This is a genomic window from Gordonibacter sp. RACS_AR49 (genome assembly GCF_030418435.1).
Lineage (GTDB): Bacteria > Actinomycetota > Coriobacteriia > Coriobacteriales > Eggerthellaceae > Gordonibacter > Gordonibacter urolithinfaciens.
Genome location: NZ_JAIUDM010000001.1, coordinates 508312 through 522161, shown reverse-complemented (window position 1 = coordinate 522161; position 13850 = coordinate 508312). Strand labels below are relative to the sequence as shown.

Here is a 13850-nt window from a genome sequence, read left to right as displayed (position 1 = left end):
TGACAACAATCGTCGTGCCGCCAGTATGCCGACCCGCGCGCCCAGGGTATACCCTCTTTGGGGGTAATTCCGTAAAATCGCCGTTCAGGAAGCAGAATTCCCTCAAAGAGGGGAGGGCATCCATCCGGTGCACGGCATACTTCCAAGTGTTGTGTGGTACCGCGAATCGGAAGCGAGCCGAGCGCAGCCACCCCGAGGGCGCACGCCCGCCGCGCGAAGGCGACGGCGGTGAGACGAGCGAGCACGAGCGCGCCGGCGGGGGAGGCATACGGAAACGACACTCACGGAACTTAAGTGAGGGAGGGAGCACCAGGCTATGTCAGATTCCAATCTGCACCAGAACACCTCCGAGGACCAGGGCGTCCCGAGCGGCGCGCCTGCGACGAACGGAACCGCGCCCGCGCCCGAGAACGTGGCAGGCGAGGGGGATCATAAAAGCAAAACCTTCACGCGGCGCAGCGTGCTGGCCATGGCGGGCTGCGGCGTTGCCGGCCTCGTGGTCGGCGGCGTGCTGGCCTCGTGGGGCGTGACGTCGAAGTCCATCGCCTCCGGGCGCATCGAGATCCGCACGACGCCCACGAAGATGATCGTGACCGACCGCGCCCGCTGCTCGGGCTGCCAGCGCTGCGAGATGGCGTGCACGCTGAAGAACGACGGCCGCGTCTGCCAGCACATCGCGCGCGTTCGCGTGTGGCCCAACTACAACTTCGGCACGAACGTGGGCAGCACCGACGGTGCCTACGGCAACTGCGAGTTCACCGTGGAGCACTGCAAGCAGTGCGAGGATCCCGCGTGCATGAACTACTGCCCCGTGCATGCCATCTACGCCGACGAGAAGTCCGGTGCGCGCAAGGTGGACGCCGACCGCTGCATCGGCTGCGGCATGTGCAGCCAGGCGTGCCCGTGGAACATGCCGGTGGTGGATTCCGAGACGGGCGTGTCCACGAAGTGCATCTCGTGCGGCCGCTGCGCCGAGCAGTGCCCGAACGGCGCCATCAAGTTCATCGACTGGGAGGATATCGCGCAGAAGGTCATCGACCAGGGCGTCGTGAGGACGACGACCCTCGTGCAGGCGTGATGACGCCCGGTGCAGCCCCCGCTTTCCGTGCCATTGGCTCGGAAAGCAGCGAAAACGGAAAGGAGGATGAGCGATGATGGAAGACGAGGCCGTGTTCTCGGTGCTTGCCCAGTGCTTCGGCCCCGTGGACGAGGGCTCTTGGAGCCAGCTGGTGGGTAGCTCGCTGTGGTCGGACTTCCTCGACGGTGCCCGCCGCGTCATGCAGGCAGACGAGCTGGGCGTGCAGGCAGCCCCCCTCGCACGGGCGCGCAAGCGCTGCCCGCTGCAGGAGTTCCTGTCGTCGGGCGAGGTGAACGCGCTGTTCGCGCCGCCGACGTACGACGAGAAGCAGGCCTTCGCCGCCCGCCACTTCACGGGAGGGCTCCCCGAGTCCGCCGTGCCGGTGGAGTCGCTCTACCGCACGTGGTCTGCAGGGGCCGCGCCCGCTCCGTTCTCGCAGCAACAGGGGCTGTACCTGGGAGATTCGGCGCACTACCTGCGCGAGCTGGTCGAGCGGCTGGGCATGGAGGTGCCGCCGGCGTTCTCGGCGTGCCCCGACCACCTGGCGCTCGAGCTCGATCTCGTGGCCGTGATGTTGCGGTCCGGCATGCGGGAGGAGGCCCGGCAGTTCCTCGCGGAGCGCTTCGCCTGGCTCACCGCGTACCGCATGCGGCTCTTGGCCCTGGAGGACGACGCCCGCTTCTACATCGGGCTCGTCGACGTGATCCTGGCCATTCGCGCGCAGCAGACGACCGCCGATGCGGTGGTCGCATGAGCGCCGACGATAAGAGAACTCACGTGCATGCATACAGAGAGGAAACAGCTATGTCAGAAAACGCTATAACCAGGCGAAGCTTCCTGGCTGGCAGCGCTGGGGCGGTTGCGCTCACGGCGGCAGCCGGCTATATGGGCTTCGACGCTTGGGAGCAGGCGCATGCTGATGACGCATCGGGAGGCGGCGAGACCAAGACCGTCCACACGCTGTGCAACGCCTGCTCGAGCAAATGCGGCTACACGGCCTACGTGGTCAACGGCCGCTTGACGAAGCTCATCGGCGATGCCGACCACCCCTACTCCAAGGGCAAGCTCTGCGCCCGCGGCTACGGCTACTCGCAGATCGCCTATTCGGAGGATCGCCTCACCGACCCGCTGAAGAAGAACGAGCAGGGCAAGTTCGAGGCCATCTCGTGGGACCAGGCGTACAGCGAGATTGCCGAGAAGGTGCGCGCCATTATCGACGCCGACGGCCCGCAGGCACTGGCCATGGTGCAGGACCCGCGCCCCAGCGGCAAGTACTACACGAAGCGCTTCATGAACGCGCTGGGGTCGGCGAACGTGTACACGCACGGCGCCGCCTGCAACCTGTCCAAGGAAAGCGGCATGACTCAGGCCATCGGCACGGGCAGCTACTCGTCCGACGTGGCGAACTCCAAGATGACCATGTTCATCGGCCGCAGCTACGCCGACGCCATCCGCCCCAGCTCCGTGGTCGCGCTGCAGAAGGCGCACGAGAAGGGCGCGCACATAGTGCTGGTGGACCCGCGCTGCAACAACAGCCGCGTGTTCGCCGACGAATGGGTGCCCATCAACCCGGGCACCGACCTCGCGCTCGTGCTGGCCATGAGCAACGTGCTGGTGACGCGCGGCTGCTACGACAAGGAGTTCGTGGCCGCGAACACCGTCGGCTTCGACGAGTGGGCCAAGGAGCTCGCGGAGTACCCGCCCGAGTGGGCCGAGGGCGTCACGGGCATCCCGGCCGACACCATCGCGCGCCTGGCCATGGAGTTCGCCGAGGCGGCCCCCGCGGCCTCCATCGAGCCCAGCTGGCGCGGTGCGTTCGGCTGCTCGTACGAGAACTCGGGCGAGACGGCGCGCGCCATCTGCCTGTTCAACACGCTCTTGGGTTGCTGGAACGAGAAGGGCGGCGCCCTGTTCACGCCCAGCGTGTCGGCCGGCAAGCTGGCCGACGAGCGCTTCGCCGACCCGAAGAAGCCCGAGGGCAAGCAGGTGGGCGCGGCCGAGTACCCGCTCGCGCTGTCGAGCATGGGCACGAACCTCGCCGCCGCCCAGGCCGCCGAGAACGGTACCGTGAAGGGCATGTTCTTCTACAACTCGAACATGGCCGCCGGCTACTCGAACACGGCGAAGCTCGCCGAGCTCTTGGGCAAGCTGGACCTCATGGTGGTCGTGGACGTGCAGATGTCCGAGACGGCGATGCTCGCCGACTACGTGCTGCCCGACACGAGCTACCTGGAGCGCCTGGAGCTGCCCGAGTTCATCGGCGGCAAGGTGCCGGCCGTGGCGCTGCGCGACCAGGTGATCGACGTGGTGCATCCGAACACGAAGCCGGTCGACCGGATATTCTCCGAGCTGGCCGAGGCGTGCGGCGTGGGCGAGTACTTCCGCTTCGGCGTGGACGAGCTGGCCGACGCGCAGCTCCAGACGGTGGGCCTTTCGCTCGATGCGCTCAAGCAGACGGGCACGGCGCACTTCCCCGAGAAGGAATTCGCCTACGGCACGGCGCCGAAGTTCAAGACGCCTACCGAGAAGGTGCAGTTCACCAGCGAAGCGTGTGAGAAGGCGGGGTTGTCGGCCGCACCCGTGTGGGTGGAGCCGGCCGTCATGCCCATGGGCGACGAGCTGCGGCTCATCGGCGGCAAGCAGGCCATCCACAGCCACACGCAGACCGCGAACATCGAAGACCTCATGCAGATCACGAAGGATTACGACCTGACCCGCGTCTGGATAAACGCCGACGTGGCCAAGCGCCTGGGCATCGAGGACGGCGACGAGGTGGAGGTGTCGAACCCCCAGCACACGGGCCGCGTCCGCGCGAAGGTGACGCAGCGCATGAACCCCACGGCGCTGTACATGCCCAGCCACTACGGCTGCTCGTCGCCCGACCAGCACACCGCCTACGAGGTGGGCCTGCGCCAGATGGACTTCGTGCCGTTCCATTTGGAGCCGGCTTACGGGGGCGCGTGCACGCAGGAGGCGGTCGTGACCGTTAAGAAGGTAGGTGCGTAATGGCCCGTTACGGAATGCTCATCAACACCAAGAAATGCATTGGCTGCTACGCGTGCCGCGTGGCCTGCCAGCGCCAGAACGACCTGCTGTCCACGCAGGACTTCATCCGCTACGAGGAGCACGAGACGGGCACGTATCCCAACGTGGCCATCGAGACGGTGCCGCTGCAGTGCATGCACTGCGAGGACGCTCCCTGCGTGGCCGTGTGCCCCACGGGCGCGGCCTTCATCGGTGCCGACGGCATCGTGGGAGTGGACGAGGGGCGCTGCATCGGCTGCAAGTACTGCATGGCCGCCTGCCCCTACCAGGTTCGCGTGCACAACGAGAAGACGGGCACGGTTGACAAGTGCCGCTTCTGCACGGTGTCGGCCGAGACGAGCGGCACGAAGATGTGCTCGTGCGTGGAGGCGTGCCTGACGAACGCCCGCATCTTCGGCGACCTGGACGATCCCGAAAGCGATATCTCGAAGGAGATCGCCGCGACGAACGCCCAGCCCATAGCGGGCGACCTGACCAAATCCAAAGTATTCTACGTGAGGTGATGAGCGATGTCTTTTGAACCTATCTGGGGCGCCATCATCGCATGGTACCTGTTCCTCGCCGGTCTGGGCGGCGGCGCGTTCATCACCTCCGCCTTCCTGGGTTGGCGCCATCCCGAGGCCGTGTCGATGCGCAAGGTGGGGCACCTCATCGCCCCCATCGCGGTCATCATCGGCCTGGTGCTGCTCATGTTCGATGCCGAGGGAGGCCTGCACAACCCGCTGCGCTTCGCGCTGCTGCTGACGAACTTCGGCTCCGTGATGACGTGGGGCGTCGTGTTCCTGGGCGGCTTCACCGTGGTGGCCCTGGTCGTGGTGGTGCTGGACTTCCTTAAGAAGTCGGTGCCGGTGTGGCTGGACATCGTGGGCGTGGTGTTCGCGGTGTGCGTGGCCGTGTACACCGGCGCGCTCTTGGGCGTGTGCAAGACGTTCCCGCTGTGGAACAACGCGCTGCTGCCCATCCTGTTTTTGGTGTCGGCCGTCTCGGCCGGCGCTGCCAGCGTGCTGCTGGTGGCCGTTATCCGCCATGCGGACGAGTTCAACCGCGTGGGCGTGCTGAAGAAGTTCCACTTCTGCCTGCCCATCATCGAGCTGGTGCTGGTGGCCTCGCTCATGTTCATTACCAGCTTCAACTCCGTTGCGGGTTGGAACTCGGTCATGAGCCTGCTGGTGGGCCAGTACGCGCCGCTGTTTTGGATCGGCCTGGTGCTTATCGGCCTCGTGCTGCCCACGGCACTGGAGACATGGCTTTTGTTCTTCAGCCCGAAGGAGTTCGAGGAGAGCCGCAAGGCCCACTGGATCAGCTTCGGCTCCGATGCCGGCGTGCTGGTAGGCGGCTTCCTGCTGCGCTTCCTGGTGGTCATGGCGGCCCTGCCGGTGACGATCACGGTGCCCATGCTGTAGCAGCGCTCTGACAAGACGCGTATCCGCAATGCGCCGTCCCTTCCGAGGGGCGGCGTTTTTTTGCATGAAAGGGACGGATATGGTAGGTTGGTTCAACCGCTGATTGAGCTTGAGATGTTGCGGAACCAGAAAATTTTGCACGGGCCTTCGGGGAACGGTAGAATCAGCTTTCCAATGAAGAGAAGCCTGGGTGCTGCATGAGAAACGTCAGCCGAAAAGAGAAGAAGTTCCTCGTCGACTTGGCGAATGCTAAGCAGCTCGAAGGGCTGCTCTCGCAAGTGATGCCCGGCGATCCGCACAATGGCTCGCGCGGCTACCCGGTACGGTCGCTCTACTTCGATACGCTGCATGACCGCGACTTCGCAGAAAAGCTGTTCGGCACCGACCCGCGCCGCAAGGTGCGGTTGCGCGTGTACGATCCGGCTGCCGACTTCGCGCTGCTCGAGCTCAAGCAGAAGCAGGGCGAGAGCCAGCGCAAGCGCTCGCTGCCCGTAACGCAGGCCGAGGCGCGCCGCCTCGTCGAAGGCGATTTCGACGTGCTGCTCGATCGCGAGGAGCCCTTCGCGGCGGAGATGCACGCGCTTATGAGCATCAACGGCTATCGGCCGAAGGCCGTCGTCGAGTACGACCGCACGGCCTTCATCGCGAAGGAGAACAAGACGCGCGTGACGTTCGACCGGTCGATCCGCGCGTCCGAGCTGAACTACGACCTGTTCGATCCGAAGCTGCCCCTGTACCCGGTGTTCGACCCGTTCAACGTGGTGCTGGAAGTGAAGTTCGACGGTTTTCTGCTCAGCTACGTCCGGTCGGTGCTGAACATGGCAGACAAGAGCGAGCTGTCGGTGAGCAAGTACTGCCTGGCGCGCGGCGCGCGCATGGCGTACCAGTTCTAAGAGGAGAGAGCGTGAAAGAGCAACTGTACCAGCTGTTCCAGGGCACCACGGGCGCGCCCACGGTGGAGGACCTCCTGCTGCGCGTGGGCGTGTCGGTGGTCATCGGCCTGGCCATCTTCGTGTCGTACTGGATATCGCATGCGGGCACCATCTACTCGCAGAAGTTCAACATCAACCTCATCACGCTCACCATCCTCACGGCCACGGTGATGACGGTCATCGGCAACAACATCGCGCTGTCGCTCGGCATGGTGGGCGCGCTGTCCATCGTGCGTTTCCGCACGGCCATCAAGGACCCGCGCGACACTACCTACATCTTCTGGGCCATCATCTGCGGCATCTGCTGCGGTGTGGGAATGTTCCTGGCGGCGGCCATCGGCAGCGTGGCCGTGTTCGTGGTGCTGCTCATCCTGGGGCGCGTGCGCAACGACGTGCGGACCCTTCTGGTGGTGCGCGCCGCGCGCACGCAGGAGCTGCCCATCGAGGGCAAGGTGTACGAGTACTTCGGCGGCCGCGCCGTGCAGCGCGTGAAGAACACCACCGAGGACGCCGTCGAGTTCATGTTCGAGCTGTCGCGCGGCATGCTCGAGCGCGCGCAGAAGAAGGCGGAGCGCCCTATCACCGACGAGCTGTACGCCCTCGGCGGCGTGGAGTACGTGAACGTCGTGGCGCAAAACGACGAGATAGGCAGCTAGCACGCAGGGCATGGAGGCATTGCGAGGCAGGAAATACCAGCTCATCGCCATGGCGGCCATCGTGGCCGTCGTGGCTGCGGGCGTCGTGGGCACACTGGCGGACGCGAACAAACTGCTGCCGGAGCGGTACCATCAGCATGAGAAGGCCCAGAAGCTGGCCGACCTCCCCGAGGCCGACCGCGCGGCGGCGTCCGGCACCAACACCGATGCGGCCACCTTCGCCTCGCACCTGCCGGTCGTGAGCATCGACACCGGCGGGCAGGAGATACCGGGCGAGCTCGTCCGCGACGAGAACGGCAAGACCATCGAAGGCGAAGACGGCCGGGCCGTCGTCACTGCTGTGCCTTCCGGCGAGCCGTCCATCACCGCCAGCCTGGTCGCCTTCGACGCCGAGAGCCAGGACGCGGTGCGCGCGAACCGGCTCTCCGACGAGCCTGAGATTGAAAGCTCGTGCCTTCTGCGCATCCGCGGCAATTCATCGCGCGCTTTCGACAAGAAGAACTACCAGATCACGTTCGTGAAAAGCGACGGAACCGACAACGACCAAGAGTTCTTGGGCATGGCGAAGAGCGAGACGTGGACGCTGCACGGTCCCTCGCTCGACAAGACCCTCATGCGAAACTACCTGGCGTACGGCATCGCTGGCGAGTTCATGAACGACTACGTGCCCGACGTGCGCTATTGCGAGCTGTTCATCGACGGCGAGTACCAGGGGCTCTATCTGGCAACCGAGACGGTGAAGGTGGAGGACGGCCGGCTCGACCTCAACCCCACCGATCCGAAAAGCCCCACGACCAGCTACGTGCTCGGCATAGATCTGACGGGCTCCGGTCCGCTGACCATCTCGGATTTCCTCCGCTACACGCTGCGCCTGAGCAAGTACATGAACATCGAGTATCCGAACGCGACCACGCTCACCGATGAGCAGAAGGCGTGGATCGAGCAGGATGTGAGCTCGTTCGAGAAGGCTTTGTTCTCGTACGACTACGACACCCGCGACTACGGGTACGCCAACTACATCGACGTCGACAGCTTCGTTGATTCATTCGTGTGGAACGAGTTCGTCATCAACGACGATTTCGCCGCCTACTCGACGTATCTGTACAAGGACGTTCGGGGCAAGCTCACGTTGGGACCTCCTTGGGACTTCAACAACGTGTTCGACAATTATCGACTGGCCACGCCTACTGACAAGTTCTACCTGGTCGATCGCGCGTGGTACTTCATGCTATTCAAAGACGAGGCGTTCACCGAGCGCGTGATCAGCCGCTATAGGGAGCTTCGGGCGGGCGCATTGAGCGAGGAGCACCTCAACGCCTACATCGACGAGACGACGGAGTACCTGGGCCCGGCCGTGGAGCGCAACTTCAAGGTGTGGGGCTATCTGTTCGACGCTGAAAATGTTTCCCATGCGCAGAAGGTTGAGCCTGACGAGCGGAACCCGCGCTCGTTCGACGAGGCCATCAGCCTGTTGAAGTCATTCGTGGCGGAGCGCGGTGCGTGGCTCGACGGTTCCATCGAGCATCTGCGCCAATACTCTCATGAGTCGGCCGTCAAGAAGTTCAACCATTAGGGAAGGGAGGGGTCCGTGAAGAAGTTCATCATCGCTGCCGCGTGCCTGTTTGCGCTGGCGGCTTGCGCGGCGTTCGCCGTGTTCGGCACGAGCGTGAGCATCGATCTCGACCCCTCAAAGCCCGTGACCGCCTGGGTGCGCCAAGAGGGACGTGCGATCCAGATCGATCGCGGCGACGGTTGGGAGGATTTCGAGATACGCGGCGTGGACATGGGCGCAGGCATCCCCGGGCATTTCGCCACCGACTACGCCATCGACAAGGAGACGTACCTGCGATGGTTTCAGCAGGTCAAGGATATGGGTGCGAACACCATCCGCGTCTACATCCTGCTGGGCACCGACTTCTACGAGGCCTTCTACGAGTTCAACAAGGATAATCCCGATCCGCTCTACCTCATCCACGGCGTGTGGATCGACGACTACGCGCAGAACTCCCATATGGACGCATACGACCCCGCCTACCTCGGGCGGTTCAAAGAGGATGCGCGCACGGTGGTGGACGTGATACACGGCCAACGTTGGATCGAGCTTGGCCGGCTGTCCGGAACGGGCATGTACACGAAGGACATCTCGCCATGGGTGCTCGGCTACATCTTGGGCGTCGAATGGGAGGCGCCTACCGTCATCTACACCGATCGCACGCACGAGGGCATGGGCACCTACCATGGCTCCTACGTGAGCAGCACGTCGGAGGCGAGCGCGTTCGAGATCATGCTCGCCCAGGTGGGCGACGACCTGATGGGCTACGAGTCCAAGCGCTACAAGCAGCAGCGGCTGCTTGCTTTCAGCAATTGGCCCACCACCGACCCGATGAGCTATCCGCTGCCGCTGCAGCTGTTCTTCGAGAAGTACAGCCAGGTGGATGTGGAGAACATCGTGGCCGAGGAGACCGTGGTGTCGGGCATGTTCGCCTCTTACCACGTGTACCCCTACTATCCCGACTACCTGCAGTACCTGCCCGAATACGCCAACGCTTTGGACGATACGGGCCAGGTGAACACCTACCGCGCGTATCTGGAGACGCTCGTTGCGCACCACAGCGTGCCGGTTGTCATATCGGAGTTCGGCGTGCCCAGCTCGCGCGGGCGCGCCCAGGTGGACGCGAACACCGGTCGCAACCAGGGCGGCATGAGCGAGGACGACCAAGGGAGGGCCATCGTTCGCTCCTATGTCGATATCATGGCTTCGGGATGCGCGGGGTCGGTGATCTTCACCTGGCAAGATGAATGGTTCAAGCGCACGTGGAACACCATGGCCAACGTGGATCTGCTGAAGACGCCCTACTGGAGCGACTACCAGACCAACGAGCAGTATTTCGGGCTTTTATCGTTCGACCCTGGCACGGAGCGCAGCGTGAGCTATGCGGACGGCGACGACGAGGAGTGGACGGACGCAGACGTGATCGGCGAGGCCGACGGTCGCACGCTGTCGATGAAGTACGACGAGAAGTTTGTGTACCTCATGGTGCGCGGAAGCGACGTCGGACCGGGCACGCCGCTGTACCTGCCAGTGGACACGACGCAGAAGACGGGCGCAACGACCAGCGCCGACCCGATCGTGTCGTTCGAGCGTGCGGCTGACTTCCTCATCGTGCTCGACGGCGAGGACGAGAGCCGCGTGCTGGTGCAGGAACGCTACGAGGTCATGCGCGCCATGGCGTTGCGCACCACCACTGGCGAGGATCCTTACGAGAACATCCCTGCGAAGGACACGACCCGCTTCAAGCACATCGACCTGGTGCTGCAGACCATAACGGAAACCCAGGCCATTGCAGATGCGGTCGCCAACCAGAAGAACGCCATCGCGGACAATTTCTACTTCGAGTCCTACGAGACCGGCAAACTCGTCTACGGGGACGCGAACCCTGCGCACGAAAACTTCGACTCGATGGCCGACTTCTGCTATGGCGACGGGTTCGTGGAGATCAAGCTGCCGTGGCAGCTGTTGAACTTCTCGAATCCCTCCGAGATGCAGATCCACGACGACTATTACGAGCATTACGGCGTGGAGAACATGAAGATCGACCGTATGTACGTGGGCGTGGGCGACGGGGCGGACGGGCAGGTCATCCCTTTGTTCGAGAAGCCGCTTAAAGGCTGGGGCACGAAGGTGACGTATCACGAGCGCCTGAAGGAGAGCTACTATATCGTGCAACAGATGTGGGCAGAAGGCGTTCCGGCCGAGGAGCTGTGGCGCGAGGACGCGGCAACGGGCGGTGAGACGACGGATGCCGTCGAAGCGGGCGGCACCTCGTGAAGATCGAGTGGCTCATAGCGTTTTACCTGTTCATCAGCGTGATGATGATCGTATTCAACTTCGGCTACCTGGCCTACGAGAAGCTGCATGCGAAGCGGTTCGATGCCCGGACGAGGCGCATCGCGGAGCTTCTGGGGCAGGAGATCGAACGCAACGCGGACTTCCCCACCGAAGAGCATAAGCGCACGCTCGAGCGTGCGATGCGCCGGATGGCCGGCATGGAGTCGTTCGACCTGACCATGGGACACCTGCTGCGCAAGGATCCCGGCAAGAGCGAACGCTATCTGCACGGCATCGCTACGGTGTTCGACCACCTCACGTACCACTTCTCGAAGAAGGATGACCTGCACCGCGCCTACTTCGCCTACATCGTGAAGCGCTGGTACCGCGAACGTCCGGCCAGCAACACCGTGGAGCAGGCGCTCCTGCGCTATGTGCGCGAGGGCTCGTTCTACGCTCGGCAGAACGCGCTCGAGGCGCTTTCGCAGGTGGGAAGCGCCCGCGCGCTGGCCGAGGCCATCGCCACGCTCGAGCGCGACGGCGAGTTTCACAGTCCCAAGCTGGTCACGGAGGCCGCGCTTGCTTTCTCGGGCGAGGCGGCGGAGCTGGAGGCTGAGCTCAAGGAGCGCGTCGGGCGCTTCAGCCCCCATACCGTCGCGGCCCTCGTCAACTATCTGCGTATGGCGGACCTCGGAGATCCCGACGTCATCCTCGCCCTCATGCGCGACGAGCGGGAGGACCTCGAAGTGCGCCTTGCGTGCATCCGCTACTTCATGCGCCGGCACTGGCCGGCCGCCGAGGCCGACCTGCTCAAGCTCGTCTCCGACAACGATCCGGCGCGCTGGGAGTACCAGGCCATCGCGGCCACGGCGTTGTCGAACTATCCCGGCATGGAAGCCGTCGTGACGTTGAAAGGGTGCCTCTCGAGTCCCTCGTGGTTCGTGCGCAACAATGCAGCGAAGACGCTGTACGACTACGGCCTCACGCTCGATGACCTTGCCGACATCATGAATGGCCCCGACGCCTATGCACGCGACATGCTCGCCTACCACTGGGAGCTCAAGCGCGTGGAGGAAGAGGAGCGCAAGCGGAAGGAGGCGAAGCCGGCATGATCACCACCACCGTGGCGGCGGCGTCTTTCGTGCAGGGCTTCCTGTATTTCGTTGGCGTATTCTTCGTGCTGTACCTCATCGGTTACTCGACGTTCCTGTTCCTGTCGGTGACGGTGGGCTCGTCCATCCTGTACCGCCGTAAGCGCGAAGCGCACTACAAGAGCACGCTCGAGGTGGAGTGCTACGTGCCCATCACCATCATCGTGCCCGCGTACAACGAGAGCGTGACGGTGGAGAGCTCCCTGCGCTCGCTGCTCAACTTGGATTACACGCTCTACGAGGTGGTTGTCGTGGACGACGGCTCCACCGACGACACCGCGCAGACGGTTATCGACGCATTCGACCTGCACCCTATCGACCGGCCCATTCGCCGGCAGGTACCCTGCGCCCCCGAGCGCGGCGTGTGGTACGGGCGTGTGGGGCGCGTGCCGGTCACCCTCATCTCCAAGGAGAACGGCGGCAAGTCCGACGCGCTCAACATGGGCATCAACGCCTCGCAGTATCCGTACTTCATCTGCATCGACGCCGATTCCGTGTTGCAATACGACTCGCTGCGCGAGATTTCCGCTCCGCTCGTGGAGCACGAGAACGTGGTGGCCGTGGGCGGGCTCGTGCGCATTTCCAACGGCATCAGCATTAAGGACGGGCGTCTGACCAATTACTCGCTGCCGAAGAAGGTCATCCCCGCCATGCAGGTGCTGGAGTACGACCGCTCCTTCCTGTCGGCGCGCATCCTGTTCGACCAGTTCAACGGCAACCTGATCATCTCGGGAGCGTTCGGGCTGTTCCGCAAGGACCTGGCCATCGCGTGCGGCGGCTACGACCTGGACACGGTGGGCGAGGACATGGAGCTGGTCACGAAGCTGCACGTGTTCTGCCGCACCAACGGCAGGGACTACCTGATAAAGTACGCGCCCGACGCCATCTGCTGGAGCCAGGCGCCCGAGACCCTGCGCGACCTGGTGAAGCAGAGGCGTCGCTGGCACACCGGCCTGTTCGAGACCATGACGAAGCACTGGCGCATGTTCGCCAACCTGCGCTTCGGGCTAGTGAGCTTCTTCTCGTACACGTACTTTTTGATCTACGAGCTGCTTTCGCCGGTCATCGAGTTGTTCGGCCTGCTTACGGTGGCCATTGCGGTGGTGTTCAACTTCATCAACATCCCGTTCATGATCATGTTCTTCGGTATCTATGCGGTGTTCGGGGCCGTGATGTCGCTCACTGCGTTCTTCTCGCGTGTGCAGACGCGTGACCTCAAGCTCTCGCCGAATGACGTGGCGAAGGCGCTGCTGCTGTCGCTCTTCGAGGTGACGGTGCTCCGGTTCATCCTGGCCACCACGCGCATGCTGGCCTTGGTAGGCTACCGTAAGAACCGCGGTCGCTGGGGCAGCATCCAACGCCAGAAGATCGACGCCGAGAACTGAACGAACGAACGATCTCTCCAGGTCGTTCCGAGCGAGAGGCTCTTGTCATCCCGAGCAAGCGCAGCGAGTCGAACGATCTCCATGCGGTGTCAGCCATGGTGCTTCCTGCTCACGCCGCGCGTGATCCTTCGACTCCATGCTGCGCACGCCGCACGAGATGACAGCCGGAGGAGTACCTCGTCAAAAACTTCTTTCCGATGCACGGAAATCAACGCTGTGAAGCGTTTTGGCGGGCTCCGGTGCTCCTGCACGCGCACTCACGGCTTCTGGGGGAGCGTTTCCCCTGTTCGGAAAATGTTGGGATGACCAAACGTCCCCTCGCGAGCTTCACAGCGACACGTTCTGTGCATCTGGGAACCCGAAAATGCGAA

General features: G+C 63.7%; 11 protein-coding genes. All 11 read left to right on the top strand.

The window, feature by feature from the left end:
* Positions 1-316 precede the first annotated feature (316 nt).
* The 11 genes from LB310_RS02235 to LB310_RS02185 all read left to right on the top strand — a co-directional run bounded on the left by LB310_RS02235 (position 317) and on the right by LB310_RS02185 (position 13479).
* Positions 317-1078, top strand: coding sequence for a ferredoxin-like protein (locus LB310_RS02235; protein WP_157005636.1), 762 nt, complete (start codon positions 317-319; stop codon positions 1076-1078).
* 73 nt (positions 1079-1151) lie between these two features.
* Positions 1152-1832, top strand: coding sequence for a molecular chaperone TorD family protein (locus tag LB310_RS02230; RefSeq protein ID WP_157005634.1), 681 nt, complete (start codon positions 1152-1154; stop codon positions 1830-1832).
* A 50-nt stretch (positions 1833-1882) separates the two neighbouring features.
* On the top strand, positions 1883-4084 hold the full coding sequence (locus LB310_RS02225; protein WP_278805353.1) for a molybdopterin-dependent oxidoreductase: 2202 nt from the start codon (positions 1883-1885) through the stop codon (positions 4082-4084).
* Positions 4084-4626 carry a 4Fe-4S dicluster domain-containing protein gene (locus LB310_RS02220; RefSeq protein ID WP_087190043.1) on the top strand — a complete coding sequence of 181 codons (543 nt, stop codon included), beginning with the start codon at positions 4084-4086 and terminating at the stop codon, positions 4624-4626. The genes LB310_RS02225 and LB310_RS02220 overlap by 1 nt, the downstream gene beginning before the upstream one ends.
* Positions 4627-4632: 6 nt before the next feature.
* Positions 4633-5526 carry an NrfD/PsrC family molybdoenzyme membrane anchor subunit gene (gene nrfD, locus LB310_RS02215; RefSeq protein ID WP_087190083.1) on the top strand — a complete coding sequence of 298 codons (894 nt, stop codon included), beginning with the start codon at positions 4633-4635 and terminating at the stop codon, positions 5524-5526.
* Between the two features lie 197 nt (positions 5527-5723).
* Positions 5724-6419: a polyphosphate polymerase domain-containing protein gene (locus tag LB310_RS02210; RefSeq protein WP_278805352.1), complete on the top strand. Its 696-nt coding sequence runs from the start codon at positions 5724-5726 to the stop codon at positions 6417-6419.
* An 11-nt stretch (positions 6420-6430) separates the two neighbouring features.
* Positions 6431-7114, top strand: coding sequence for a DUF4956 domain-containing protein (locus LB310_RS02205; RefSeq protein ID WP_278805351.1), 684 nt, complete (start codon positions 6431-6433; stop codon positions 7112-7114).
* A gap of 10 nt (positions 7115-7124) precedes the next feature.
* Entirely contained in the window at positions 7125-8687 is a 1563-nt protein-coding gene (locus LB310_RS02200) for a CotH kinase family protein (RefSeq protein ID WP_278805350.1), read from the top strand.
* A gap of 15 nt (positions 8688-8702) precedes the next feature.
* Positions 8703-10943 (top strand): hypothetical protein, encoded by a 2241-nt coding sequence (locus LB310_RS02195; RefSeq protein ID WP_278805349.1) that lies wholly within the window; start codon positions 8703-8705, stop codon positions 10941-10943.
* On the top strand, positions 10940-12055 hold the full coding sequence (locus LB310_RS02190; protein ID WP_278805348.1) for a HEAT repeat domain-containing protein: 1116 nt from the start codon (positions 10940-10942) through the stop codon (positions 12053-12055). Before LB310_RS02195 ends, LB310_RS02190 begins: the two co-directional genes overlap by 4 nt.
* Positions 12052-13479 carry a glycosyltransferase gene (locus LB310_RS02185; RefSeq protein WP_278805347.1) on the top strand — a complete coding sequence of 476 codons (1428 nt, stop codon included), beginning with the start codon at positions 12052-12054 and terminating at the stop codon, positions 13477-13479. Before LB310_RS02190 ends, LB310_RS02185 begins: the two co-directional genes overlap by 4 nt.
* Positions 13480-13850 lie beyond the last annotated feature (371 nt).